The sequence below is a fragment of the Mediterraneibacter sp. NSJ-151 genome, assembly GCF_022487435.1.
GTDB classification, from domain to species: domain Bacteria; phylum Bacillota; class Clostridia; order Lachnospirales; family Lachnospiraceae; genus Schaedlerella; species Schaedlerella hominis.
The window spans coordinates 53,916-79,606 of record NZ_JAKVPP010000004.1; the positions used below are offsets into that span (position 1 = coordinate 53,916).

Consider the following 25,691-nt stretch of genomic DNA (forward strand, 5'->3'; position numbering starts at 1 on the left):
AATGAGGACGAACTATTAAATGCAGTTATTTCAGTTTTAGATGGTTTTGAAAATAAAACGCAGATGATAAAAGAAAATTTTTGCACAAAATTAGTTTTTGAAGGAATGGAAATAGATGTTTCAAGACGAATACTATATCGAGGAAAAAAAGAAGTTAAAGTTACGAGTGTAGAGTTTCAAATTCTGCATTTATTAGCAAGAAATCCGGGCAGAGTATTTAGTAAGGAACAGATATATGACATTGTGTGGAAAGAGCCTTATTCCGGCGATCACAATATTGTTATGAGCCACATTAGAAATATTAGAAAAAAGATTGAAGATGATCCAAGTAAACCAATGTACATACAGACAGTGTGGGGAGTTGGGTATCGCTTTAATAAAAATTTAAGCAGTGATCTGTGAAAATATTCCAGATCACTGCTTATTTTTCCTTTTTAACACCCAAGAGATATTCACAAGATACATGAAAAAATTTAACTAATGATACAGACGGCGTGAAAAGTCAAGATATTCTAGCGGAAAATTGAAGAAAATCAGAAGAATGCAGGAAGACTTTCCTATGGAAATTTAATCGTACAGATGTTAGGAAAGTGTGGGAAATTTCGTCTGTGTCATGACATAGGAAGTGTTTGCTAAGTATCCTTTCATGCACTCCCGAAGGATGTGCCAATGTAGAAGGCATATGATTGTATTATTCGAAAGAACGAATTATAATAATATTCGGAGGAATTGATATGGATTATATGATATTAAAAGAAGCTAGTGCAAAATGGGGAGTAACACCTCGTTGGATAAATTATTTTTGCTCTGGTGGACGTATTCCAGGACCTGTAAAGATGGGAATGGTTTGGCTGATACCAAAATCAGCATAAAAACCTGTGGATGGTCGGACAAAACAAGGGAGAGAATTGTACCATGAATAGAATTTTGATTATAGATGATGACAGAGAACTGTGTGCCTTAATTAAGCGCAGCGTACAAACGGAAAATATAGCAGCCGATTTTTGTAATACCGGAAAAGAGGGCTTGCAGAAATTAAAAGAGCAGGAATATCAGCTTGTAATACTGGATGTGATGATGCCCGGTATGGATGGGTTTGAAACACTGGAAGAAATCCGTAAAGAGCATAGTTTGCCAATTTTAATGTTCACATCCAAAAATGACAGCATTTCTAAGGTGCGGGGGTTACGGGCCGGAGCGGACGATTATCTGACAAAGCCGTTTGATATGGATGAGCTGATTGCCCGTATTGTGTCCCTCATTCGCCGTTACACTCGCTTTAATCAGCAAGCCGGAATGGTGCAAAAGCTGAATTTTGATGGATTACAAATTGACCTTGAAAATCGTTCCGTTACTACGGGAAACGGCACTTTTGAACTTCCACCAAAGGAATTTGATTTGCTGCTCTATTGTGTAAAAAATCAAGGAAGGATTTTAACAAAGCAGCAGATTTATGAAGAAGTATGGGGTGAAGAATATTTCTATGATGACAGTAACATTATGGCGATTATCAGTCGGCTTCGTAAAAAATTAGAAGTCAACCCCTCCAATCCAAAGTACATCCAAACTGTCAAAGGGATCGGTTATCGCTTTAACAAGGAGGTGTAGTCAGCATGGAAATCATCGTATTCTTGTCCATTGTGATTGCTGTTGTGGCTGTATTGACTTCCATCGTTCTCGTTCGGCGTATAAAAAAACAAATAGCAGAAATGACCGATGCATTGGTTGATGTGAAAAATGGAAATGGCAATCGGCGTATTTTGTCTGCAACAAATGAACTAACAGCCCCTCTTGCCTATGAAATCAATGAGATCGTTGTGGCTTATGAAAGCAGGCTTTCTGCTGTGCGACAGACGGAAGAAACCAACCGCCAGCTTATGACGAGCCTTTCTCACGATGTTCGGACGCCTCTTACCACTCTGATCGGGTATCTTGATGCTGCACACAAAGGTATTGTCACGGGAAAAGACCGGGATGATTATATTGAAACTGCTCGCCGGAAAGCCCACGATCTGAAAGAATATATTGATGTGCTTTTTGACTGGTTCAAGTTAAATTCCAACGAGTTTGCTTTGGAAATCCAGAGCATTGAGGCCGCAGAGTTTACAAGGAATATCCTGATTGACTGGATACCGATTTTTGAGGATAAACAGGTTGATTATGACATTGATATTTCCGAACAGCCTGTCCGGGTAAGATTGGATATAGACAGCTATATGAGAATCATCAATAATCTCATTCAAAATGTCATCGCTCATAGCCATGCGGACAAAATTAAAATCTCCCTATCGAAGAAGGAAAACAGCATGGAGTTGCTGCTGGCAGATAATGGAGTTGGAATTGAGAAAGAAGATTTGAAACACATTTTTGAACGGCTTTATAAGTGCGATAAAGGTCGGTCTGAGAAAGGTAGCGGTCTTGGTCTTTCCATTGTCCATCAACTTGTAGAAAAAATGGGCGGAAGCATAGCTGTTGAAAGTATACCGGGAAAAGGAACTGAATTTTCTTTGCGTTTTCCCTTGGAGATTTAAGCGGGTTCCCGTCCTTGTGACGGGAACTTTTGTTTATTTTGTCGGATTTCAAATTGCAAGGTTAATGCAAGGTTGTGGCAAGGTTAATGCAAGGTTGGCGTGATAGAATACCTTACAGAACAGGAGGTTTTGAATATGGATTCAAATTATATTATTGAAACAAAAAATCTGACAAAGCAATACGGCTCACAAAAGAGTGTGGCGGACTTAAATATCCATGTCAAGCGTGGGAGAATTTATGGTCTGTTGGGTAGAAACGGAGCCGGAAAAACCACAACCATGAAAATGCTGTTGGGGCTAACGAAGCCGACTTCCGGTGAGGTCAAAATCTGGGGAAAGTCTTTGCAGGGAAATGAAAAGAAATTGCTGCCCCGCATTGGAAGTTTGATTGAGTCCCCTGGTTTTTATCCCAATCTGACCGGTACGGAGAATCTGCGTATCTTTGCTACCCTGCGTGGAGTACCAAACAACCATGCCATCAAAGACGCTCTGGATTTAGTCGGACTTCCTTACAAGGATAAAAAGCTGTTTTCGCAATACTCTCTTGGTATGAAGCAGCGGTTGGCGATTGCCCTTGCAGTCATGCACGATCCGGAACTTTTAATTTTGGACGAGCCTATCAACGGGCTTGACCCTATCGGTATTGCAGAAGTACGCTCTTTTATCCGTGAGCTTTGTGACGCAAGAGGAAAAACCATTTTAATCTCCAGTCACATTCTTTCGGAGATTTCCTTGCTGGCTGACGATATTGGAATTATTGACCACGGTGCACTGCTGGAAGAAGAAAGCCTTGCTGAGTTGGAGCAAAAAAGCAGTAAACATATCCGGTTTACGATCTCTGATACTGCACAGGCGGCAAGAATTTTGGAACGCAATTTCCATGAAACCCATTTTTCCATACAAGACGACCACAATCTGCGTCTACACAATATGGAGCTGCCTGTGGGGAAAATTGTAACTGCCTTTGTTGAAAATGGATTGGAGGTATCGGAGGCGCATACTTGTGAAGAAAGTCTTGAAGATTACTTCAAGCGTGTGACGGGAGGCGAGGGAATTGCTTAAACTGATCAAATGCGAATTTTGGAAATTAAAGCGAAAAAGATTATTATACGCACTGATGTCATTATCGTTATTTTTTCCGTTGATTTTGGCATATATGGCAAAGGCGGGAACAGGTGCAGATACAACGGAACATTATCTTCAAACCCGATTTGATTATGTTTATACAATGATGTTGGGATATGGATTGGTTTTTTTGCTTCCATGTCTAATTGGTATCATTGCCGCTATTTTGTTTTTTATAGAAAGAGATTGCGATACTTCCAAAAACCTTAGAACAATTCCTGTTACAAATACACAACTCATTATGGCAAAAATTTCTATGCTCTTTATTTTTAGCATTGCGTTTTGTCTGACAAGCACATTATCTGTTGCGTTGTTTTGTAAACTGTTTCATGTAGGAATGGTTTATGGTATGACTTATAAGATATTTATGAGCCTTATTTTTGGAGTTCTTATCGTAGCAGCTTCTTTGCCGATTGTATTTTTAATTATTTGTTTTAACAAAAGTTTTTTGCTTTCTATCCTGCTTGCGTTTTTTTATTCTATTTTTAACTGGGGCATACTGGGGACGATTGGAACATCTATAAGTGCTGCAAAAATTACTTTCTTAAATTCTTTCCCAGTTATATGTGTTATGAACTGGACAAGCGGCTTAATGATGGATCATTTGCAAAAAGACAATCTTTTGCCGGAAGCCTATGCGATTGTACCAACCACCTTCCATACAATTTTTATTCTGGCAATTACTGTTATACTTTCGTTGTGGTTGATCATTCGCTTTTATAAAAAATGGACGAGGTAAATGATATGGGAAAGATAATAAAAACGGAATTTTTAAAACTAAAACGCTATTCTGTAATAAAAGCCGGAATTATTATGACAGTGCTTTCGCCGCTGCTGTCACTGTTTTATTCCACAGCCAACGGTGGACAGACATGGACATTTGACTATTTTATGCAGCAAGTTATGATTAGTAACTGTACCTTGTTTTTTCCGATTATCATTGCACTGATAGCAGGTTATATTATAACAAGGGAATATACAGACGATACGATGAAGAATATATCAACAATTCCTATTTCATATAAACAGTTACTTTCAGGAAAACTACTTGTCCTATTGTTGTTGACAATCTGCTTTAGCTTTATAGGATGCGTGCTAGCATTAGTAATCAATGTTATTGCTGGATTTCCAGGAGTGCATTTTGGCAATCTGCTCAATATGTTTATTCGTGTTACCGGAGCAAATTTAGGAATTTACATTTCAGTTTTGCCGATTATTTTACTATTCTGTTGTTCGGTAAACAATTTTTTGGGTGGGGTTGCGTTAGCATTTGTGTATGGATATTTCGGAACTTTTGAAGGAACACTGTTAAATTATTATCCGATTAAAGCAAGCATGATTTTAGTAGACCCTACTTGTGGTGCGGAATATGGTTATACTTATCACATTTTCCCTGCTTTCATCACAATAGTTTTGACTTTCTTGATTTCTGTGATTATTCTTGCAAATAAAAAGAAAGAACCCAGCACATTGACTGTCACTAAGAAGAAAAAAGTAGTTAGAAAAAAGGGATGGTGACGTGATGGGACATTAGCTGTTTTTGATATAGAAGAATCCGGCAAACAGATTGGCGAAAAGTTATTTCTGCTTCTTAACGAGGAACAAAAGAATGCTCTAATGCAATATATTTTGGAGCAAGGAGTCTGTCATGGAACAGTATTCAATTCCTGTCACACTTCTTCCGCAGCAGAGAAAAATCCTCTGACAGAAATACAAGAAGGCGAGCTTTATCTATGCCTGGAACACCGTACTGTCAGGGTTCGTGAACGGATTATCAACCTGACAAGTAAGGAGTTTGATATACTGGCATTACTCATTGCCAACCCCAAACGTGTTTTTACTTACGAACTGATTACCGATTTGGTTTGGAAAGAAGATTGTGATTTCTATTCGAGAAAAGCGATTCATAATCATATAAGTAAGTTGCGTAAGAAATTGCGCTTTGAACCGGATCTTCCAAACTATATTGAGAGTGTCGCCGGGATCGGCTATAAATTTGAACATCTATAACATGAGCCCACAAGGTGTTGTTTTCCCTTGTGGGCTTGCTTTTTGCAGCATATATTCTAAGAGCAGAATATGTAGAAAATTGCGAATATAAAGAGTAAAAAGCGAATGTCTGCGGACTGATACAGGATACATAAACGATATAATTTTCTCCCAAGGAGGTATCAAGCAGCCGATTCAGGTTCCTCCTTGATGGGAGGAAATGCCTATGCGTCTATGCAACACAGATCCGCAGATAAACTGCTTTACATTCAGTCACCTATACGTCGTAATCCAACTCGTATGGATTGCGGCGTTTTTGGTTTCGACAAAATTTGAGCATTTTCGCTGTCAACCTCCCGGAGAAATTTCATACTGCTGCTTTGGCGCGCCTGTTCTTTGTACGGGCGCGCTTTTTTGTACCCTTTTTTTAAGCGGAAAAAAACGAAAAATCTATCACTGCCGCAGCCCACCCTCTGATTTCGATTTTTGCCATCAACTCAAACATCGAAATTGGAGGAAATTACTATGAAGAAAATCAATCTTCGGGATTATTACCCGTATTATACACAGGACATGATCGTTGAGGTGCCGGATGAAGTTGCTTTGTTGCTTCGGGAATATATGTTGTTGGAAGAAGCCTATCGGATTCGTACATACCGCTATAAAGCATTTTACTCCCTGGATCGAGACGAAGGTATTGAGCGTGAGATATCGCAAAAGCCTCTTAACCCGGCAGAAATTTGGGAACAGCGTCAAATGACGGAGTTGATTTATAAAGGTCTTTCCAAACTTCCGGTAAAGCAGCGCCAACGGATCTATGCACACTTTTTTCTTGGCATGAGTAAGGCGGACATTGCAAGAGCTGAAGGAACAGATGCTTCTTCTGTTCGCAAGAGCATTAACCGTGGTCTGCACCAGTTAAAAAAATATTTTGAAAAAATTTAGCTTACCCCGCCCTGTTTTGCCTGAAAAATGTACTGAATAATAGAGGGACATATTCGGCGGGACAAGCTGGACGGGTGTGGTAAGGAAGCATATATATCCTCCCACCCCAACTGTAATATCAATTTGTCTGCCATGCCCCTTGCTTGTTCCTTGACAACCGAATATACGCTGTTACAGGTACTTCATTCTGTGTTCCGAGCGGCAGATGGGGCGGCGCGGTGACAGGCAGCCTAAGGAGGTGATGAATCCAGGCTGTCCGAGCGATAAACGCAACCTACGAAACCGGCTGTGGCAGGCCGGACGCGATAACGACGCAGATCATAATGGTACTTCTTCACAGCTTCCTAAAGACTTGGGGAGAGTTCCTGCGGCGTTTGCTTGCTCTGGCAAAGCGGCGGCGTATGTGGGACTATGATGCGGTGACGCTACCCGCAGCCTGTAACAGCCCCGTCCTTATAACAGAAGGACTTGCCGGGGTGCGTGGCAAATACGGCAGTAAAATCGAAATCAGATATAATGGGCCGGATTTATGTGTGTAACAACCGTAGATCCGACCTATTCATGTGGTTTTGATAACACAGTTTTCAGAAGGGAGTTGATACTATGGAAATGAACACCATTGTCAGTGAAGTGGGTACGCTGGTAGACATTCGGGATGTTTCTGTCAACAAAGAACTTTCCCATGATGAACGGATTGCAGAATTTGTTCAGCAGATAAAAAATCCATACCATTTTAAGTGTGGCCGTTTTACTGTACAGGCCAGCTTTTCTGCTGAAGGTGCTACCCTGGAAGAATGTATCAAGGGTATTTTACGATAGGCGCAATTTTAAGAAAGGGGCTGACTTTTCCGTAAAAGCATGGTAGAATAAGAATCGGAAAAGGAATTGAATATGGCATAACCACACTTCTTGAATTGCGGGGATTTTTCTGTGCAACGAAAGGAGTGTTTTTTTATGCAGGTTTACAAAGCGATTAAGTACATCCGTCTTTCTTATACGGATGACAAAACAGTAGAAAGTGACAGCGTTGCCAATCAGCGGCGCCTGATTGATGATTACATAGCCCGACACCCGGAAATTGAGGTTGTGGCAGAAAAAATTGACGATGGTTATAGTGGCGTTTTATTTGATCGCCCGGCATTTCAGGAAATGATGCGGATGATCGAACAAGGCGAAGCTAACTGCGTGATTGTCAAAGACCTCTCCCGCTTAGGTCGTGAGTACATAGAAACAGGCCGTTATATGCGCAGGGTATTTCCAGCCTATGGAGTGCGTTTTATCGCAATTAACGATAATGTGGACACGGAAAATGACGCTGCCGATGATCTCACGGTTTCTGTCAAAAACATTATGAATGAGGCTTACTGTCGAGATATTTCCGTTAAGACACGGAGTGCCCTGGAAGTAAAACGGCGCAGCGGGGATTTTGTAGGTGCTTTTACCATCTATGGTTATGTGAAAGTCGGCGATAAACACAAGAGCCTGGAAGTAGACGAATATGCTGCCAATGTTGTGCGGGATATTTTCAGAAAACGGCTGGAAGGATTCAGCGCTTCCCATATAGCGGATGAACTGAACCGATTAGGAATTCTTTCACCTTTGGCGTATAAGCGCAATCACGGAATGCCTCATGCAAAAGGTGGCTATACAGACCGAAAGGATTGCAAATGGTCTGCAACTACAATCATCCGTATTTTGCAGGATGAAACTTACACCGGAACACTGGTCCAAGGCAAACAGACAACGCCCCATTTCAAATTAAAAGAGCGTGAGGACAAACCTTCTTCGGAATGGATTCGTGTGGAGGGAACCCATGAAGCGATCATACAAAAGCACGATTTTGATCTGGTGCAACGGCTCCGCAGGATTGACACAAGGACTTCTCCCAAATCGGATAAGGTTTACCTTTTTTCCGGTATTTTGATCTGCGGCTGCTGTGGCTGCCGTATGACCCGCAAGACGAACCGCTATAAAGATAAAGAGTATCACTATTATTACTGCCCGACCGGCAAAAAGAATGGCTGCACATCGTCGGTCATGCTGAAAGAGTCGGATCTGATTGAATGTGTGCAGGACAGTTTGAAAGGACATATTGAAAATGTTGCTTCTCTGGATGCCCTGCTGTCCAGTATCAGTCAGGAACGGATCAACCGGGAATTGGCACAGGAATATGCCGCACAGATCAGAGTAAATGAAAAGCGTGTAGCACAGACCGAGGGCTTTAAGGCAAAACTCTATGAAAATCTGGTGAGTGGAATTCTGACAAAGGAAGAATTTCTCTCTTATAAGCGAAAATACAATGCAGATATTGAACTGTTCCAAAAGGCAATCGCTGAATGGAACGATAAACTTACAGATGTATTGGAAAACCGAAGCGAACGAAATCGTTGGATCAACCATTTTATGAGATTTTCTACTATGGAGGATATTGACCGCCGGGCAGTCATGCAGCTTATCCGAAGCATACGGGTAATGGGTAAAGATGAACTGCATATTGAATTTAATTACCAAGATGAATATCAGAAAGCAATCTCTTTGGCGGAACAGATTGCTACAAAAAATGAAGAAAGGATGGTGGGCTAAATGGCAAGAAAAAGCAGAAAACAGACGGCGGCACCTATGCCGGCACCATCTTTATATGTACATGTGGCTCTGTATATCCGTCTTTCTGTGGAGGATAACAAAAAGCGGGGCTGCTCAGTAGAAAATCAAAAGTTGGTACTGAATGACTTTCTTTCAGATAAACCGGACTTCGTTGTGTATGATACCTATATCGACAACGGAGCGACAGGGACAAATTTTCACCGCCCTGGATTTCAGCAAATGCTATCTGATATTGAAGCAGGCCACATTAACTGTGTGATTGTTAAGGATCTTTCCCGATTAGGGCGAAATTCTATTGACACAGGTTATTATATCGAACAGTATTTCCATGCTCATAATGTTCGCTTCATTGCTGTTACGGATCAGTTTGACACAGCGGATTCCGGAAATCTTCATGGCGGTATCATGCTGCCTTTGAAAAATATGATCAATGAAGCCTATGCTCTGGACATTGGACGAAAAATCAAAGCACAAGCGCGGCAGGCTATGAAAGACGGCGACTATATTGGCGCACGGGCACCTTACGGTTACAGGAAAGACCCTGATAATTGCCATAAACTTCTGATTGATGAAAATACTGCCCCTGTGGTAAAACAGATTTTTGAATGGGCACATGAGCATGTGGCACTGAACCGGATTGTCCGCAACCTAAATGAGATGGGAATTCCGGCACCGAGCCATTATAAAAAGACCACTGGCGAGATTACCAGTCCGGGCCTGATCGGAAGCGGCAAATGGCAGACCCGTACAGTGATGAAAATCTTAGAAAGCGAAGTTTATACAGGCGATCTGGTTCAAGGAAAAACAAAGATTGTAGATCATCAGCAGGTCAAGGCTGGAGAAGATAATCTGATTATTGCAAAATGCACCCATGAACCGATCATCAGCCATGAATTGTTTCATGCAGTTCAGGAATACAGAAAACAGATCTGTGAAGAAAGCAAAGCAACTCCAAAACGTCCCTACACACCAAACATTTTCAAAGGTAAAGTGTTCTGTGCTGATTGTGGCAGAAACCTTCACAGGCAACGCGCCGAGCGCCGGAAAGGACCCGACACTTACTGGTTCCACTGCCTTACAAACAGCCGGGTAGAAAAAGATAGCTGCAAAGGTGCGATGATACAAGAGAAAGAACTGATTTCTACTGTTACGGCTATTCTTGAAAAAGAGCTGACAGTTGCGCTGGGAATGTCGCTGCCACTCTTTCAGTTGGAGGCAAGACAAAAACAGGAAAAAGATAAGCTGAAAATTCAGATGTCGGCCAAACGGCAGGAAATTGAAAAAATACGCCGGCTGATCCGTGGCCTATATGAAAATTTTGTGCAGGGTATTTTGACAAATGACGAATACTTTGAATTGAAAGCGGATTATGAACATGCTATCAATGCTCTGTCTGGTGAGATTGAAGTATTTGAAAAATCTATGGACTCTCTGGACAACCAGCTTGCCAGATACCGTGCAATGGAAAAGGATGCAAAAACACTGGCACAGGATCACGTACTGACTGCAGAACTGATCGAACGGCTCATTGAACGAATTGAGATAGACCACGAGCGGAATATTCATGTGACCTTCCGTTTCAAAAATGAATTTCAGGGAAAGGCGGTGGAACCGTGCGCAACTATGTGATTGCCCTTTATATCCGTCTTTCTGTGGAAGATTTCAAAACTGAAAGTTTGAGCATACCAAATCAAAAACTGATTCTTCGTGAAAAAGCTATGTCTCTGCCGGAATGGGATGACAGCGAGATTTTGGAATTTATTGACAATGGTCATACGGGGACAAACTTTGAGCGTCCGGCGGTGCAGGAACTTTTAACAATGGTTCAGGCCGAAAAAATCAACTGTATTATTGTAAAAGACCTTTCCCGATTTGGACGTAACAGCATTGAAACCGGCTATTTTATTGAGCGGGTATTTCCTCTTTATCACACCCGTTTTATTTCCGTCAGTGATGATTTTGACACAGCTAATTTCAAAGGTGATACCGGAGGGATTGATATTGCTTTCAAGTATCTTATCAGCGAGTGTTATAGCCGGGATATGTCCATGAAAACCAAAAGTGCAAAATACGCAAAGATGCGTCGTGGGGAATATCAGAGTGTCATCTGTCCTTACGGCTATCGCAAGAGTGCAGACGGACGTATGGAACCGGACGAGGATGTTGCCCCGAATGTGCAGATGATATTTCAATGGGCGTCTGAAGGCAACACCGCAGCCGAGATCACAAGAAAATTGTATGCCATGAATATCCCAACCCCTGGGGAATATCGCAAACTTAAAGGCAAGGCCTATTACAATGTTTCCCGAACAAACGGCGTTTGGAGTACATCAACGGTTCTGCGTATTTTAGAAGATCAAAGATATATCGGTACCTATGTAATTGGCAAGAGAAAGGTAAAAGAGATTGGCAGCCGACATACACAGTTAAAGGATGAAAGTGAGTGGTTCAAAATACCGAACCATCATCCGGCTATTGTAAGTGTGGATCTATTTGAAAAAGCCAATGCTTCAATTAAGCGTTTCTCTCTGTCAAATAAAAAGCCGCGTGATTATCTGCTCCGTGGTAAGGTGTTCTGCGGATGCTGCGATCATGCAATGTCTCTACGAAATGGTGCGTGGTTTTATTGCCGTCATTCCGAGGTGGCTGAAACGCTTCCTTGTCATGGTGTGCGCATAAAGATGGCAGATCTGGAGCAGGTTGTATTTGAAACAATTCGGGCTCAAATGTGTCCGGCATTGGGAATTGATAGCAATAAGGATAAATTGGATTTGCAGACAGTCCAGCAGGCCGAACATGAAGAAAAACTCCGTTCTATTCAAGACAGCAAGCGGCATCTTTATGAGCAGTATGCACTCGGAGAGATTGATTTGGAAACCTATCGAACACGAAAAGGGGTTTATGACACGGAACTGGTACAAGCCAAAAATGTTCATGCTGTCATTACTGCACAGACAAAGCAGATAAAAAGTGATTATGAGATTAAGCTGAAACAACAGGAAATTGTGCAGGAAGTCGGAAACGCCAACATGCTGACAAAAGCTCTGATTGACCGGCTTATCAACAAAGTTTACGTCTTTCCAGGAGATCGGATTGAGATTGAATATACAACACGGGATTTCTTAGAAACTAAGGAATCCGAAAAGGAGGTATAACCGTGAACACCCATTTGAAACAGCTATGGGCAGCTATGAAGCTGCCCGAAAAACTTCAAAAAAGTTATAAATTTTTTTGTCGTGGGCTTGACATACGGGTGTCTCAGGGCATGAATTTTGATTCTGTGGACACCAGCTAAATTTGCCAATTTCTCTAATGCTCTTGGAAGCGTTGTTTTGCTGGTGGGTGTACTGTTATAACTCAGTACGAATCCACAATTTGGTAAAACCTTTGCCTGGACCGCCTTCCATTCTTGTAATTCCTTGATGGTATCAGCATCAATATAAATGGTACGGTTGCTTGCCTGCGTCTTAGGTTCAACGAATTTGTAGTCATTCATTGTTTTATAGTACAGTGTTTTACTAATAATCAGCATACCTGTTTCAAAATCAATATCATCCCACTGTAAGGCGGCAGCCTCTCCAATACGCATTCCAGTCATAAATAAAAGCCAGAACGAGATGAAGAGATAGTGCTCGTAGTAGTCACCTTTGTACAGCAGGGATATTACCTTCTGAAACTCCTCCAAAGTCCAGAAGTCGATCTTTACTTTTTTAGATTTGATATTGCCGATCATGCGGGCAGGATTCTTCTTTGCAAGTCCGAGGATAATCGCCCGGTCAAAAGCTAAACATAACATTCCCTGAACAATGCGTACATAGTTTGGACTGAATTGTTTTGCCAACTTGAGCTGCCAGGTCTGTACATTTATCGCTTCTATTTCGGACACTTTCTTCTTGTAGAAATAGGCAAAGTGTTTTTGAATGGTCGAGTAACGATTCTTGTAGGTACTTTCTTTCACCTGAGTTTTGTACCACGGAAGATAGATTTCTTCAATAAACTTTTTGAAGGTAATGTCTTCCTTCTTATCAGCTAATTCTTCCGTTGATGCAAGAATCAATTTGGAATACTCGGCACGGGCTTCTTTTTTTGTTGAGAATCCGCTGCGGTATTTTTGAATCTGTTTTCCGGTTACAGGATGATATCCGAGGTTGGCTCGAAAATAATAAGTGCCGTTTTCTGCTTTTTTAATTGGATCTTTTGCCATGATTTCACTCCTTACTAAAATGCAAAAAGCACGATCATTCTTGCTTATCGGGCAAAGTAATCCCTAATAATTCTTCAACGGCTTCTTTTGGAACCCTGTCTAATTTTCTGGATTGATAATAGGTATGCCCCTTTTCTACCATAAGTTCCTTTGCTTTTTTGATAATATCAGCAGCAAAGGAAGGACCGTAGCCTAATTCAATCAAATCCCTTTTTGTTACAGTTATCATGAATCTCCTTTCCACAGACAGGGAATCAACTTGATACCTGTCTATTATTATATCAAATTTTGAGTAAAAGTTCTCTAATAAAAGCGCTATAAGCTAAAATCCCAAAAGTCTATGTTATTCTTTCAGAAGCCAGTTCCTATGCCCGTTCCGGCCACGTAAAACGGTGTTACTTTGTAACTATTAAGCTGCAGGCGTGCGAAGATGCAAACTATCTGCAGTCACCTATATCAATCTCCCGAAAGATTTCTTTTGTTTTCAAGGTACGGCGAATGGATATATTACCCATTCAATTAAGGAATAGGGGGCTTTTCTTTAAGATTGAAAAATTTTAAGAAAAAATGATAAAAATAAAAGCTGCCTTGATTTGGCAGCCACGGAAATCTATTTGCGTTTTAGAGCCAGACGATTCAGCATGGAAATGAGCGCAAGCATATCCTCGTCATCGAGTTGTTTCATCAGATCAGTTGCTTTGTCAATCAGAGGAAGATTGTGCAGCTCTGAATCGAAGAACTGTTGAGGAGTGACTTCCAGATAGTCACAGATATCCAGAAAGCTCTGCATGGTAGGCAGAGAACGTCCGGAAGTGAGGGACTGGATGTAGCTTTTATTTTTGCCAAGATCCAGACTCATCTGATATTCAGATACATTTTTCTTTAAACGCAGTTCGCTGATGCGTTCTCCAATAAAGTTTTTATCCATACATTTACACCTCTCTTCCACATTTTAAACTATTTACTTACAGCAAATTACGGAATAAAATAGAGATATATTTGAAATATAGTGATTATTCCGTAATATAACCGTAATTTACTAAAATGATACAAAAAAAGAAATTATGGATGATAGAAAATGGATTTTGGGGTATGATGATAGCAAAGGAAGTGGATGTCTGTGCGGATTATAGGAAATGAGCAGGAAATTGAATGGGCGAAGGAAGCACTGCGGAATCAATGTAACGATTGTCCCTACTTGGACTGCTGTAATGAAAAGGCGAAAGAGGAGTCAAAGCAGTGTGGAACGGTTCGGTTTGGCTGCCGGGAGTATCTGAAAGAGAAGATTGAATTCGTAGTAGAAAAATAGATGTAGTATTTTGAACAAATATAAACACCATATATAGTATAAGCCTGAATTGACATGAGGAATATCTTGTGCTAGTATACTGATATAGTTTATTTTATGCACACCCTTTTTGGGGAGTTTCGGGATTCATAAGAATCTCCAAACTTACAGGAAACAGCAGGAGCTGATTCCTGGCATAAGTAGTTTATGTTTGTAGTGAGTGTCACGGTATGCCTTTTTTGGCTGCGTGGCACTTTTGTTTTTTCAGGAAGAAACCAGACTTTTAAGAATGAACAGAGAAAAGACTCTCTTTTCATTCTTTTTTTGTGCTTACATTTAGGTTTCGGCATAGTTGCATGCCACAACCAGCTTCGGCTGTTGATGGATAAATATTATTTTAAGAAAGGTGGAATAAGAACATGAATGAAGCAAGAGTGTATGCAGATGGATTTGAGAGATCCTTTGCAGAAGTAAAAGATCTGCTGGAGTTTCTGGCAGAGAGAGGAAGAAATGCCAAATGGATCAGAAAGCCAACGAATACGTTACGGCTGGCACCACTGGAAAAGGAGGCTCAAAATCTGGATGCGGCAGATGCATCCATGGAAGAAATTTTGGAGGATACAGAGAAGAATACGCAGCTTGTACTGAAAATGAGAGGAGAATCCTATCCGGTACGTGACTGTGCCATCCGCACCATTTTAAGCCGCGCAGGTGTCAATGGAGACGGGCTTCGCAAGCTGGATAAGGCAACATATGCGAAGGTAGTCAATTACTGCCTGCGGGTTGCAAAAGGGGATGCCCTGATTAAGATTGCGGACGGAAAGGTTTCCGCAGTACATGGCGGGGATAAACATGATTATTGCATCCTTGATATGAAAGCCATGTTTGAGACAACCTGCGAATATCTGAATCTGAATTTCAAAGGCAGTGTTTACATGGAGGGCTCTGGTATCTATGACCATTCCATTGTATCTGCCATGTGGAAGCTCGGAGGAAGTCAGGAACTTCTGGATACTTACCGAAAAGCACTGGATGCACACGGAATGGATGAGAAGATCCTGTCACCGGCACTTCGTTTTACCACATCTGACGTGGCAGCGAGCGGTGCAAATCTGTATCCGATGCTTTTGACAGACGGACCAAACGGCGTTATCAGTCTGGGAAGTCCAATCAAGCTGGCTCACGATAAAGGGGCAACGATTCTGGACTTCCGGAAAAATCTGGAGCAGGTATGCGCCCGCTATGTGGATGCGATGAAGAATCTTACTCAGCTTATGGACATTGAGATCCGTAATCCGGTGAACTGCCTGAAGCTGCTGATGAAGGAACTTGGCATTAAACAGAAGATCCGGAATGAGGTGGTGGAGCTATTTGTATCCCAGAACGGGGAAGGTGCCTGTACGGCACATGATCTTTATTATGCCATGAATGAAGCCTCCTTTTTTGCAGCCTGTGAAGGAATGTCCGGACAGGGCATCCTGAAGCTGGAGGAGGATATTACGAAGGCGCTTATAAAAGACTGGAAAAAATATGACGTTTATGGAGCAGTCAAATGTTAGGAGGAATTGGAATGAATAACAAAGCAGAGTATACACCGGAAAAGGTTGTGGATATCAGTAACCTGTCAAGAGAAGACTGGTTGGAATACCGCAAAAAAGGAATCGGCGGCAGTGATGTAGCGGCAATCATGGGGATCTCTCCATTTGCCACTATCCGGGATCTGTTTTACAACAAAACAGGTGTGCAGCCGGTCATTCAGGAGGAAGAGGAAAGCAACTGGGTTGCCAAGGAAGTCGGACACCGGCTGGAAGATCTGGTGGCAGAAATCTTTTCCAAAAAGACCGGACTGGAAGTATTTCCGGTACGTGTCATGTTCCGGCATCCATTATATCCGTTCATGCTTGCAGATGTGGATTTTTTTGTTCGTATGCCGGATGGGACATTTGCGATTCTGGAATGTAAAACCTGCAATTATAATGCGAAAGATAAGTGGGCTGATGAGGGTATTCCAGCTCATTATGTGCTGCAGGTAAGGCATTATCTGTCTGTGATGAATATGCAGAAAGCCTTTATCGCATGCCTGTATGGAAATAACGAGAATGAGTTTGTGTATCGCACCATTGAGCGTGATCTGATTGAGGAAGAAGACATCATTGATCAGGAAACGTATTTCTGGCAGGAACATGTATTGAAAAATGTAGTACCGCCGCATAACGGGAATTCCGATCTGGTTCTGGCAAATATCCGTAATTATGGTGGTTTTGCAGACAAATCTATTCCGGAAATTGTGCTTTCCGGTCTGGAATCAAAAAATCTTGAGAAGTATCTTACCCTTTCGGAGGAAAAGTCACAGTTGGAAAAACGGAAAAAGGAAATCGAAGCAGAACAGCGGGCAATCAGTGTTCCTTTTGTGGAACAGCTGGGGCAGGGCTGCAAGGCAGTGCTGGAGGACGGTACGAACCGTTACCGTATTACCTATAATCCGACCAGACGTACTTCGGTTGGGAAAGACCAGATGGAGAAGCTGAAAAACCAGCATCCGGATATCTATGAGGAATATACAAAAACAACGGAGAGCCGTACTTTCCGAATTAAGAAGGAGGCGGCGTAATGAGAAAACCAAATGAACGGATGCGGATAAAAAGCTGGAGGGATATAAACAATGAGGTGCAGATTTAAACATAAGATTTTCCAGAATGAGGAGAATGGGTATACGATTGCCATATTCACCACACAGGATACGTCTGTCCCCCTGTCAGCCAGAGACAAATATCTGGCATCCCGGAATATCATCGGCTTCTCAGCGATTGGATTCGGTCTTCCGCTTACAGACGAGATTGAGCTTGAGATGGAAGGCAGATGGGAGAGCGGAGAGCATGGAACTCAGTATCAGGTGGAAAATTTCATGGAGGTTGTACCACGGACAAAGGAGGGTATCTTAGGATACCTTTCTTCCGGTGCAATCAAAGGTATCGGTCCCAAGATGGCAGATACTATTTTCCGGAAGTTTGGGCTTCAGACACTGGAAATCATGGAAAACAACCCGCAGGAACTCTTGAAGATCCGTGGAATTTCCGAGAAGAAGCTGGCTGCTATTGTGGAGTCCTATGGAAAAAACCAGGTGTTCCGGGAACTGATGACGTTTCTGGCGCCTTTTAAGGTAACACCCAAAAAAGTGAATATGATTCTGAAGAAATTCGGAAATGAATCGGTGGATATTATCCGGCACCGCCCTTACATGCTGAGTGCAGTCAAAGGCTTCGGGTTTCTGACTGTGGATGCGATCGGAAGACAGTGCTGCTGTGCACTCAATGATCCCATGCGGATATCCGGGTGCATCGGACATATCATGAATCAGGCAATGAAAGAAGGACATCTGTTTAAGCAGCGTCAGGAGGTTATCAGGGAAGCACTGGAAATACTGAACCGGGATCTGCAGGTCATGGCAGTATCGGAGCAGGATGTCAGTCAGGTGCTTTACCGGCTGGTGCTGCAAAAAAGCATTGTTGTGGAGGAAGAACGGATCTATTCTATCCGGCAGTATGAAGAAGAAACACAGACCGCTTCCATGATAGCCAGACGGCTTTTGGAGAAGCCGGTTTTGCTGTCCATTGAACCGGAGCTGGAAAAGGCACAGAAGACACTGGGGATCACGCTGTCAGAAACACAGAAACAGGCAGTGCGGATGGTGTTTGCACATCCCATCAGTATTATTACCGGAGGTCCCGGAACCGGAAAGACAACGGTTCTCAAGGTGATTCTCTATATCCATCAGGCGTTATGCAGGTCAGAGGTACAGCTTATGGCTCCGACCGGACGTGCGGCAAGACGTATGGTGGAGAGTACCGGCTGTGAAAATGCATCCACGATGCATCTGGCCCTGGGGCTTTTGGGAGATGATACGGATTTTGAACCGGATTTTGAGTACCTGTCTGCCGGATTTCTAAATGTAGATGAGGTGTCCATGGTGGACATGCATCTTGCCTATGAATTTTTCCGGCGGGTTAGCAGACATGCCAGAGTCCTTTTAGTCGGGGATAAGAACCAGCTTCCATCCGTAGGAGCCGGGGATGTGTTCCGGCAACTGATTGCCTGCGGGCTGATTCCGGTCACGGTACTGGATCTGGTTTACCGGCAGGGCGCTTTGAGCAGCATACCTTATAATGCAAAACTGATGCAGGAGAATAAGACTAATCTGAGCTTTGGGGAGGATTTTCAGTTCATTGCCTGTAAAGGAGCAGATGAAGCGGCAGAGATTGTCCGGAGGATTTATCTGGACGAGATTGCAAAAAACGGCATGGATCAGGTACAGATCCTGACTCCGTATCGGAAACGCAGTGCTGCCGGAGTGGATGAATTGAACAAATCTCTGGAGGATTTTGTAAATCCGCCAATCGCAGGGAAGAAGGAACTGCATATCGGCAGTCAGGTGTTCCGGGTTGGCGATAAGATTTTACAGAATAAAAATACCGAGATGGCGAGTAACGGCGATCTGGGCAGGATACTGGACTGTATCACGGATGAGGATGGAAATGCCAGGGCAGTGATCGGATTCCCGGATGGGCGGCAGGTGCAATATGAAGCTGACCAGATGGAAATGATCGAACATGCTAACGCAACAACCATCCATAAGGCACAGGGTTCCGAATGTCCGGTTGTCATCATCCCTTGGGTAAAAGCCTTTTATATGATGCTGAAGCGCAATATTCTCTATACCGGAGTGACCAGAGCGAAAAGCAAGGTTTATCTGGTAGGGGAATGGGCTGCAGTCTGTCAGGCAATCCATACGGATGACAGCGGGACAAGGAACACCATTCTGAGTGAGCGGATCGTACAGTATTACGATCAGTATCAGAGTGAACAGAAACCGGAAATGGAGCAGTTAAAACTTGTTGTTTAAAAATATTTTTCAATTTTTGAAATAAGCGGACTATTACTCTTATATAGGGGAACGTCTGCTTTTCTAAATGAAAGGAGCAGAGAATGAAAGAATTATTGTATAAGAAATCAGAGGCAGTTGCCGCTTTGAACCGTGTGGATGGCTTCCATCCGATGGAACTGGCAAGAAAGATTGGAGAAGAAGGGCAGGAGGAGCAGCTTTATCTGGATGTGAAATACCGGAAGCTATGGTTTCGTCTGGTCAATCCGGCAGGAAAGATCATCAGCCGGATTATCACTTTCACAGAGAACATGGCAGTTGTGGAAGCACGTATCTATCTGGATAAATGTGATCAGGAAGACAATTATGTAGCCAATTCCTTTTCGCAGAAATTCCGGAGCGATGACCCGAAGTTTGGAGACAAATTTCTGGAAATGGCAGAAACAGCAGCCGTAGGAAGGGCATTATCGGATGCCGGATATGGTGTGCAGTTTGCGGATGTGGGAGAGGAAAATGATCCTGCACAGGTAGATGCCGGAATTCCATATCAGAATCCACAGATGCCGGATTCAGGTGCCATGGAAAATGCAGCCATGCCGGATTCGGGTGTCATGCCAAATGCCCCTATGCCAACTTATGGAGAGATGCCAGGTCAGCCGGAATATGCAGGCCAGCAGATGATGAATCAGTTCTATCAGCAGGCACAGGCGGCGGGAAGCACCATTTACCATGGCAGTGGACAAATGCCTGGCTACGGTTCCGCTCCGGCTGCCTCTACGCCGCCAAAGACCGGACAGATGCTGCAGGGAGCATTACAGAATCTGGATACGTCCCTTCCGGTAGAAGAACTGATGAAACACATGAACTATGAAATGGCAGTCGGGACTGTGATTCCGGGAAAGGGAAAATACGGCGGAAAGACCATGGGACAGGTGGCAGTTGAAAGCCCGTCAACGATCCAGTGGTTTGCCGAGCAATATTCCGGACCGAACAATCTGGTTCCGGCGGCAGCAAAGGTAATTTTACAAAAAGCAATGCCGATGGCTGGTTAAGGAAGAACCCCGCAGAGAGCTTTTTTCTGCGGGGGAAAGGAGGAAGAGACCGGGATGTATTATGATATGTCTGGGTTTGATTATGGAATACTGGATGTGGTGCAGGTGCTGCATCTCAGAAAGCGGCGGGGAAACTATTATGACTGCCCGTTTTGTGGAGAGACGCATGGAAAACTGAATATCAATGTGGAAAAGAATGTATTCCGGTGCAACCGCTGTGATGCGTCCGGGGGGATGCTGAAGCTTTATGCGGATTTGCACAATGTTACACTCTCCGAAGCAAATCAGCAGATCCGGGAAGCATTAGGAAAAGGAGAATACCGGACGGATTATATCAAAGCAACGCCGGTACAGGAAGAAAAGGCAACGGCAGAGCTTGCACCCATAGAGGAAATCCACCGGACGTATCAGAGAATGCTGTCCATGCTCACGCTTAACAGGAAGCATCAGGAGGATCTGCAAAGACGAGGATTAAAACCGGAACAGATCGAAGCACAGCGTTACCGGAGTGTCCCGCTGTTTGGAATGAAGAAGCTGGTCAAAAGGCTGGCAGAAGAAGGATATATGGTGAAAGGCGTGCCGGGATTCTACCGGGATACAGACGGAAACTGGACGATTAACTTCAAAGCAGAAAACTCAGGAATCCTGATTCCCATAGTTTCTTTGGACGGGTTCATCCAGGGTTTTCAGATCCGGGTAGATCATGTGACTGACACGAAAAAATATATCTGGCTGTCCAGTGTCAATTATGACCAGGGAGTTTCCTCCGGAAGTCCGGTACATGTGATCGGTGATCTTGCCGCAGAACGTGTCTATCTGACCGAAGGAGCCTTAAAAGGGACCATAGCCCATTATCTGTCCGGCGCTACCTTTGTGTGCGTTGCCGGAGTGAACCAGTACCGGAATCTGAAACCGGTGCTGGAGCGGATGAAAGGATATGGGATGAAACAGCTTTTGGAGGCGTATGACATGGATAAGAAGATGAAAGTAGCCTGCAATAAGCATGACAGTAAGTGTGCGGTCTGTTTTGAGCGTTCCCCTGTTATCTGCCAGCATAAGGCGGAGAAACGGAGGATTATCCAGAACGGCTGCAATAAGGTCTATGAAATCTGCCGGGAGCTTTCCCTGCCGATGAACCGGATGGTCTGGGATATGGACGAGAGCGGGGAGTGGAACGGGAAACACAAGGGGATTGATGACTATTTAGCCGCCATCAAACAGAAGGAAGGAACCGGGGCACAGACTTCGGCTCTTCCGAAAGGAGAACAATCATGAGAAAAAAAGGAAATACGGTTCTTGCAGGACTCATTATCTGCCTGTTGCTTGTTTTTCTCGCAGCGGCAGGAAAACTCTTTGGTGCTTATCTGAAGTATCAGAAAGGGGACGTAAGTTACGAGAAACTGCAGGAATATGTTCAGGAACCAGAGGAAGAAGAATCACCGGAGTCTGAGAAAGAAAAGGAGGAACCTAAGAATAGGTATCTAGAAATTGATTTTGCAGGTTTAAAAGCGGTTAATCCGGATGTCATAGCGTGGATTCAGATTCCGGCACTGGATATTAGTTATCCGGTGGTACAGGGGAAAGATAATGCATATTATCTTCATCACCTTTTTTCGGGAGAATCCAATATCAACGGGAGCATCTTTGTGGACTGCCATAATCAGCCGGACTTTACGGATCAGAATACGATCGTGTACGGGCATAATATGAAAAACGGGAGCATGTTCGGAACTCTGGATAAGTACCAAGACAAAGAGCTATTTGAACAACATCCGGAGTTTTATCTCTATTTGCCGGACAAGATCCTCAAGTATCGTATCTTTTCCTGCTATGCGGGAAGAACCGGAAGTGAGGGATATAGGTATCATTTCCCGGAAGCGGAAGATTTTCAGACGTTTCTGGATACGGTGTCTTCTTATAGGGATTATGATACCGGCACCGAGCTGTCGGCAACGGATCGGATAGTTACGCTGTCTACCTGTGTCAATTCCAGACGGAATTATCGCTATCTGGTACATGGAAAATTAAGCAGTGAGATCATCACAGAGGAATAAAAGAATCGTGCTGGTGTGAGAAGAAATTTCTTATGCCAGCTTTTATTATGGGAGGAAATGTAATGGGAACAGCATTGGTTATGGAACATGCAAACGCACTGGCACAGATGATAGTCAGTGAAAAGGACAAGTTATTTGATGAAAGAGTGGAGGCTCTTGTAAAACTTTATAGAAGGGCGGAATTTTATCTGAAGCAGGGATTTCTGGAGAGCATCGTCTGCGAGTTCCATCGGAAGAAAGTGGAAATGATTATGCAGGCGGAAACAAAAGGAGAGATTACGGAAATACTGAAGTTATCAAAACCGCATTTTGACGGGAAAAAATTTGTCTATACCTCTCCGTATGCTGTGGAAGAGGAAGAGCTTCTCCTTTGGTCTCTGACATCACTGCAAGGTCCACTCCGGGATGAAGGGTATCGAAGATATCGGGAATTATTTGAGAAGTGCCTGCCGGAGATGGCAGAAAAGATTCCGGCGTAGAACAATGGCATAACAAAGGAACGAAAAAACTATCTTTTATTTTACTGTAATTTCACTCTTTATTGAATCTGCAATACTTTACAAAGTTTTTTACGGAAAAATGCTTCGGATTAATATACTTAACACCAGTATCTATCAGCTTAAATTTTGAATAACCAAACACCAGTGTTTCATTATTCACAAAAATCGTCATCTATCCAGAAAGCAGGTAAAATATGTTCACAATAATCAGAGTATTTTCTGCATTCAATACATTCTTCATCTAAAGAATCTACGCCGACATAATGAATATGATAATCTACAGTATCGTTTACAAATCTTTCAAGGAAGATGTTCAAAACAAAGGCTACTCTATCATCACAATAAACATAACCAATTAAATTCTTATGAATGATACAGTAAACGAGATAAACACAGCGTGTATCAACGATGCAGTTGAAATTGTATCCAGATTAAAGCCTATTTATACTTTAAAGCATGCACGGAGACAGCAAGAAGACCTATTCCTGTACGGAAGAGGTCTTCCCGTCCTTATACTAAAGTTAATTGGTATGCTGAAGTCCCGCAAAAGCAACATTTAATTTACCTCCAGATTACCGCTTTTAAGAGATAGATAATCGGAACTTCCGCTAAGCAGATAGAAAAAATATTCCCCTTTTTCATCTGGTGAGAAACTATATTTTCCACTCAGTTCATCGAACACTTCTCCTTCATACATTATCCCGTCTTTTACATAACCGATAATCAAATCTTGGGATACTGTAATGTCTGATTTATATTTATCAAACGAAATGACTATATTATCTTTATCAGTTAGTTCCCATCCCTTTCCATTGTCTTGTGTAAGTACACAAAGTGAATTGTTGATTAGAATTATTTCTGGAATGATATACATTTCATCTGATTTATCAGTAGGAATCTCTACTATTGATGATGGTATGAAATTAGGCATCAGACTGCTTTTAACAATTCTGCTTTCAGGAAATTCTGATGAAGATTTGGCTAATTCCTCAATATCAACAACTTTCCCATTTTCATTGGTATATACACCGTCTTTTAATATGATGTAGCTTCTATCATTGGTTTCTGTCCCGATTAAATGTCGATTGCTGTCATCAATTAAAGCCGATGTTAACAGATGACTGATTGCAGCATATACAGGCATACACAAAAACACTGAAACCACAGTTACAATAATTGCAGTTCTATAAGTGAACTTTAAAGGCTTATGTTTTGAAGCTGTTTTACAAAATACATTTTGACGTATCTTTTGTTTGGAATATTTTTTCAGTATTTTATTGCAATCATGAAAATACACTTCCTCAATAAAAGATTCATCAATTTCACTCATTAACTCATTCAAAGAAAATTTTACAGTCTTCATATCTAAATCCCTTCTTTTCCATTTTTAGTTTTAATTTTTTACGTCCGCGTAACAGTTTGGATTTTACTGTAGATTCTTTTAATCCGGTTTCTTCTGCTATTACAGCGATTGTCTTAGTGTAATAGTAGTACGAGATAAAACATTTTCTTTCGTCAACTGATAGTTCATATATGCTTTCTTTTAAGCATTTGATTACTTCTTCTTTTAACGGCCCGTATTCAATATGTTCGTTCGTTCCAACCTGAAACGCATCTTCGTAATTTTCAAAATGCATCTTAGAGGTTTTTCGTAATGCGTTTTTTGCCATGTTTCTTGCGATTGTTCCTAAATAGGGTTTGAATGTGCTGTAGTTATCTGTATCTAAATCTGCACTGTAATTCCATAGAGCTACAAAAACATTAGACACGACCTCCTCCTTGTCTTCATATGGCAAAGCACTTCCAATAATATTCTCGACTATGTATACAACATATCTGTAGTATTTGTTCATACATATTTTTAAAGCGCGCTCATCTTTATTTTTTAGTTCGAGCATCAGTTGTTTCTCATCTATGTTAAATAACATGCTTCTACCTCATAAATTCAGTGAATACTATAGCAGTGGTTTAATAATGGGAATGTGTATTTTCAAAAAAGGGAACCGAGAAACCAAGTTAAAAAGCTTCAATTAAAATCAGGATAAGTACTCACCAGCACTTGAAATATTTTCCACTATTAAAATGTAATAGAAAATGATTTGATTGTAAAGGCATCAGAGGACAGATTAGTTACCATGCCGTAATAGTAATCTGTTGCCTGTGTCGTAAATCCTGAACGCAAACCACTTGCTGTAATCTCACGCACAAATTCTGATGAAGGTCCAGCTACGTATGCGCGTACTCTTGAACGATGAAAAGCAGAACGGCTCAAAGTGTAATTTATAGTTATGTATCTGCCGCTATTACAATAAAGTCCCATACTGTTATTTGATGGTGTTAATATGGCGACTTCGCCATTTTTCAATGTGATTCCGCGCCAAGTATATCGGGCATATGCATTTGGAATAACACCTTCTTCAACAACTTTCTGCAGGCTTTCGTCAGCAAACACAGTGTACTTCCATTCAATCATATTAGGGTCATCTGTAAGCGGCTCTGCTGCAAAAACATTAACACTTA

The 25,691-nt window shown here is 42.2% G+C and carries 27 protein-coding genes; 21 read left to right on the forward strand and 6 right to left on the reverse strand.

Annotated elements, in window-relative coordinates; all coding sequences use genetic code 11:
* The first annotated feature begins 63 nt into the window (after nt 1-63).
* The 13 genes from LQE94_RS04975 (at nt 64) to LQE94_RS05035 (ending at nt 12,349) form a co-directional block, all read left to right on the forward strand.
* Nucleotides 64-402 (forward strand): winged helix-turn-helix domain-containing protein, encoded by a 339-nt coding sequence (locus LQE94_RS04975; RefSeq protein ID WP_080633535.1) that lies wholly within the window; start codon nt 64-66, stop codon nt 400-402.
* A gap of 332 nt (nt 403-734) precedes the next feature.
* Nucleotides 735-872, forward strand: a complete 138-nt coding sequence (locus LQE94_RS04980) for a DNA-binding protein (protein WP_080633534.1) — start codon at nt 735-737, stop codon at nt 870-872.
* 43 nt (nt 873-915) lie between these two features.
* Entirely contained in the window at nt 916-1,608 is a 693-nt protein-coding gene (locus tag LQE94_RS04985; RefSeq protein WP_240577154.1) for a response regulator transcription factor, read from the forward strand.
* A gap of 5 nt (nt 1,609-1,613) precedes the next feature.
* Complete coding sequence (locus LQE94_RS04990; protein WP_002594770.1) at nt 1,614-2,531, forward strand: sensor histidine kinase; 918 nt, start codon at nt 1,614-1,616, stop codon at nt 2,529-2,531.
* Between the two features lie 135 nt (nt 2,532-2,666).
* Complete coding sequence (locus tag LQE94_RS04995; protein ID WP_015524607.1) at nt 2,667-3,593, forward strand: ABC transporter ATP-binding protein; 927 nt, start codon at nt 2,667-2,669, stop codon at nt 3,591-3,593.
* A complete protein-coding gene (locus LQE94_RS05000) occupies nt 3,586-4,395 on the forward strand; it encodes an ABC transporter permease (RefSeq protein ID WP_117538751.1) in 810 nt (269 codons plus the stop codon). The genes LQE94_RS04995 and LQE94_RS05000 overlap by 8 nt, the downstream gene beginning before the upstream one ends.
* 5 nt (nt 4,396-4,400) lie before the next feature.
* Nucleotides 4,401-5,174, forward strand: a complete 774-nt coding sequence (locus LQE94_RS05005) for an ABC transporter permease (RefSeq protein WP_117538752.1) — start codon at nt 4,401-4,403, stop codon at nt 5,172-5,174.
* Nucleotides 5,175-5,273: 99 nt separating this feature from the next.
* Nucleotides 5,274-5,666, forward strand: coding sequence for a winged helix-turn-helix domain-containing protein (locus LQE94_RS05010; protein WP_055221049.1), 393 nt, complete (start codon nt 5,274-5,276; stop codon nt 5,664-5,666).
* Between the two features lie 504 nt (nt 5,667-6,170).
* A complete protein-coding gene (locus tag LQE94_RS05015; protein WP_118306373.1) occupies nt 6,171-6,590 on the forward strand; it encodes an RNA polymerase sigma factor in 420 nt (139 codons plus the stop codon).
* 603 nt (nt 6,591-7,193) lie between these two features.
* Nucleotides 7,194-7,409 (forward strand): DUF6870 family protein, encoded by a 216-nt coding sequence (locus LQE94_RS05020; RefSeq protein ID WP_118306371.1) that lies wholly within the window; start codon nt 7,194-7,196, stop codon nt 7,407-7,409.
* A gap of 135 nt (nt 7,410-7,544) precedes the next feature.
* Complete coding sequence (locus LQE94_RS05025) at nt 7,545-9,173, forward strand: recombinase family protein (protein ID WP_117995169.1); 1,629 nt, start codon at nt 7,545-7,547, stop codon at nt 9,171-9,173.
* On the forward strand, nt 9,174-10,823 hold the full coding sequence (locus LQE94_RS05030; RefSeq protein WP_118306370.1) for a recombinase family protein: 1,650 nt from the start codon (nt 9,174-9,176) through the stop codon (nt 10,821-10,823).
* The gene (locus LQE94_RS05035; protein ID WP_118306369.1) at nt 10,808-12,349 is read left to right on the forward strand and encodes a recombinase family protein; all 1,542 of its coding nucleotides are present in this window, start codon (nt 10,808-10,810) and stop codon (nt 12,347-12,349) included. The genes LQE94_RS05030 and LQE94_RS05035 overlap by 16 nt, the downstream gene beginning before the upstream one ends.
* Nucleotides 12,350-12,372: 23 nt before the next feature.
* Here the strand turns inward: LQE94_RS05035 and LQE94_RS05040 are convergent, their stop codons facing one another.
* From LQE94_RS05040 to LQE94_RS05050, 3 genes are all read right to left on the reverse strand, one after another.
* Nucleotides 12,373-13,398: an Arm DNA-binding domain-containing protein gene (locus LQE94_RS05040; protein WP_442920069.1), complete on the reverse strand. Its 1,026-nt coding sequence runs from the start codon at nt 13,396-13,398 to the stop codon at nt 12,373-12,375.
* A gap of 34 nt (nt 13,399-13,432) precedes the next feature.
* A complete protein-coding gene (locus LQE94_RS05045; RefSeq protein WP_005333349.1) occupies nt 13,433-13,627 on the reverse strand; it encodes a DUF3173 domain-containing protein in 195 nt (64 codons plus the stop codon).
* A gap of 381 nt (nt 13,628-14,008) precedes the next feature.
* Nucleotides 14,009-14,326 (reverse strand): helix-turn-helix domain-containing protein, encoded by a 318-nt coding sequence (locus LQE94_RS05050; RefSeq protein ID WP_005333350.1) that lies wholly within the window; start codon nt 14,324-14,326, stop codon nt 14,009-14,011.
* A 192-nt stretch (nt 14,327-14,518) separates the two neighbouring features.
* Between LQE94_RS05050 and LQE94_RS05055 the strand changes: the two genes are divergently transcribed.
* The 8 genes from LQE94_RS05055 (at nt 14,519) to LQE94_RS05090 (ending at nt 23,150) form a co-directional block, all read left to right on the forward strand.
* Nucleotides 14,519-14,707 carry a 2-ketoisovalerate ferredoxin oxidoreductase gene (locus LQE94_RS05055; protein ID WP_425458801.1) on the forward strand — a complete coding sequence of 63 codons (189 nt, stop codon included), beginning with the start codon at nt 14,519-14,521 and terminating at the stop codon, nt 14,705-14,707.
* Between the two features lie 398 nt (nt 14,708-15,105).
* A complete protein-coding gene (locus tag LQE94_RS05060) occupies nt 15,106-16,245 on the forward strand; it encodes a hypothetical protein (RefSeq protein ID WP_005333353.1) in 1,140 nt (379 codons plus the stop codon).
* The gene (locus tag LQE94_RS05065) at nt 16,239-17,297 is read left to right on the forward strand and encodes a YqaJ viral recombinase family nuclease (RefSeq protein ID WP_005333354.1); all 1,059 of its coding nucleotides are present in this window, start codon (nt 16,239-16,241) and stop codon (nt 17,295-17,297) included. Before LQE94_RS05060 ends, LQE94_RS05065 begins: the two co-directional genes overlap by 7 nt.
* Before the next feature lie 51 nt (nt 17,298-17,348).
* Nucleotides 17,349-19,586 (forward strand): SF1B family DNA helicase RecD2, encoded by a 2,238-nt coding sequence (recD2, locus tag LQE94_RS05070; RefSeq protein ID WP_117613308.1) that lies wholly within the window; start codon nt 17,349-17,351, stop codon nt 19,584-19,586.
* Nucleotides 19,587-19,669: 83 nt separating this feature from the next.
* A complete protein-coding gene (locus LQE94_RS05075; protein WP_005333375.1) occupies nt 19,670-20,617 on the forward strand; it encodes a hypothetical protein in 948 nt (315 codons plus the stop codon).
* A 54-nt stretch (nt 20,618-20,671) separates the two neighbouring features.
* A complete protein-coding gene (locus LQE94_RS05080) occupies nt 20,672-21,892 on the forward strand; it encodes a CHC2 zinc finger domain-containing protein (RefSeq protein WP_005333381.1) in 1,221 nt (406 codons plus the stop codon).
* Nucleotides 21,889-22,671 carry a class B sortase gene (gene srtB / locus LQE94_RS05085; protein ID WP_005333383.1) on the forward strand — a complete coding sequence of 261 codons (783 nt, stop codon included), beginning with the start codon at nt 21,889-21,891 and terminating at the stop codon, nt 22,669-22,671. The genes LQE94_RS05080 and srtB overlap by 4 nt, the downstream gene beginning before the upstream one ends.
* Before the next feature lie 32 nt (nt 22,672-22,703).
* Nucleotides 22,704-23,150, forward strand: coding sequence for a hypothetical protein (locus LQE94_RS05090; protein ID WP_005333384.1), 447 nt, complete (start codon nt 22,704-22,706; stop codon nt 23,148-23,150).
* A 577-nt stretch (nt 23,151-23,727) separates the two neighbouring features.
* Here LQE94_RS05090 and LQE94_RS05095 read toward each other — a convergent pair.
* The 3 genes from LQE94_RS05095 to LQE94_RS05105 form a co-directional block, all read right to left on the reverse strand.
* Complete coding sequence (locus LQE94_RS05095) at nt 23,728-24,534, reverse strand: hypothetical protein (RefSeq protein ID WP_109215051.1); 807 nt, start codon at nt 24,532-24,534, stop codon at nt 23,728-23,730.
* Nucleotides 24,506-25,099, reverse strand: a complete 594-nt coding sequence (locus LQE94_RS05100; protein ID WP_020436704.1) for an RNA polymerase sigma factor — start codon at nt 25,097-25,099, stop codon at nt 24,506-24,508. Before LQE94_RS05100 ends, LQE94_RS05095 begins: the two co-directional genes overlap by 29 nt.
* Nucleotides 25,100-25,248: 149 nt before the next feature.
* Nucleotides 25,249-25,623 (reverse strand): hypothetical protein, encoded by a 375-nt coding sequence (locus LQE94_RS05105; RefSeq protein WP_118144821.1) that lies wholly within the window; start codon nt 25,621-25,623, stop codon nt 25,249-25,251.
* Nucleotides 25,624-25,691 lie beyond the last annotated feature (68 nt).

Bases quoted from the DNA above. Each gene is read 5' to 3' on its own strand.
- LQE94_RS04975 (WP_080633535.1), top strand. From the start codon at position 64: ATGATAAAAGAAAATTTTTGCACAAAATTAGTTTTTGAAGGAATGGAA.
- LQE94_RS04980 (WP_080633534.1), top strand. From the start codon at position 735: ATGGATTATATGATATTAAAAGAAGCTAGTGCAAAATGGGGAGTAACA.
- LQE94_RS04985 (WP_240577154.1), top strand. From the start codon at position 916: ATGAATAGAATTTTGATTATAGATGATGACAGAGAACTGTGTGCCTTA.
- LQE94_RS04990 (WP_002594770.1), top strand. From the start codon at position 1,614: ATGGAAATCATCGTATTCTTGTCCATTGTGATTGCTGTTGTGGCTGTA.
- LQE94_RS04995 (WP_015524607.1), top strand. From the start codon at position 2,667: ATGGATTCAAATTATATTATTGAAACAAAAAATCTGACAAAGCAATAC.
- LQE94_RS05005 (WP_117538752.1), top strand. From the start codon at position 4,401: ATGGGAAAGATAATAAAAACGGAATTTTTAAAACTAAAACGCTATTCT.
- LQE94_RS05010 (WP_055221049.1), top strand. From the start codon at position 5,274: ATGCAATATATTTTGGAGCAAGGAGTCTGTCATGGAACAGTATTCAAT.
- LQE94_RS05015 (WP_118306373.1), top strand. From the start codon at position 6,171: ATGAAGAAAATCAATCTTCGGGATTATTACCCGTATTATACACAGGAC.
- LQE94_RS05020 (WP_118306371.1), top strand. From the start codon at position 7,194: ATGGAAATGAACACCATTGTCAGTGAAGTGGGTACGCTGGTAGACATT.
- LQE94_RS05025 (WP_117995169.1), top strand. From the start codon at position 7,545: ATGCAGGTTTACAAAGCGATTAAGTACATCCGTCTTTCTTATACGGAT.
- LQE94_RS05030 (WP_118306370.1), top strand. From the start codon at position 9,174: ATGGCAAGAAAAAGCAGAAAACAGACGGCGGCACCTATGCCGGCACCA.
- LQE94_RS05040 (WP_442920069.1), bottom strand. From the start codon at position 13,398: ATGGCAAAAGATCCAATTAAAAAAGCAGAAAACGGCACTTATTATTTT.
- LQE94_RS05045 (WP_005333349.1), bottom strand. From the start codon at position 13,627: ATGATAACTGTAACAAAAAGGGATTTGATTGAATTAGGCTACGGTCCT.
- LQE94_RS05050 (WP_005333350.1), bottom strand. From the start codon at position 14,326: ATGGATAAAAACTTTATTGGAGAACGCATCAGCGAACTGCGTTTAAAG.
- LQE94_RS05060 (WP_005333353.1), top strand. From the start codon at position 15,106: ATGAATGAAGCAAGAGTGTATGCAGATGGATTTGAGAGATCCTTTGCA.
- LQE94_RS05065 (WP_005333354.1), top strand. From the start codon at position 16,239: ATGTTAGGAGGAATTGGAATGAATAACAAAGCAGAGTATACACCGGAA.
- recD2 (WP_117613308.1), top strand. From the start codon at position 17,349: ATGAGGTGCAGATTTAAACATAAGATTTTCCAGAATGAGGAGAATGGG.
- LQE94_RS05075 (WP_005333375.1), top strand. From the start codon at position 19,670: ATGAAAGAATTATTGTATAAGAAATCAGAGGCAGTTGCCGCTTTGAAC.
- LQE94_RS05080 (WP_005333381.1), top strand. From the start codon at position 20,672: ATGTATTATGATATGTCTGGGTTTGATTATGGAATACTGGATGTGGTG.
- srtB (WP_005333383.1), top strand. From the start codon at position 21,889: ATGAGAAAAAAAGGAAATACGGTTCTTGCAGGACTCATTATCTGCCTG.
- LQE94_RS05090 (WP_005333384.1), top strand. From the start codon at position 22,704: ATGCCAGCTTTTATTATGGGAGGAAATGTAATGGGAACAGCATTGGTT.
- LQE94_RS05095 (WP_109215051.1), bottom strand. From the start codon at position 24,534: ATGAAGACTGTAAAATTTTCTTTGAATGAGTTAATGAGTGAAATTGAT.
- LQE94_RS05100 (WP_020436704.1), bottom strand. From the start codon at position 25,099: ATGTTATTTAACATAGATGAGAAACAACTGATGCTCGAACTAAAAAAT.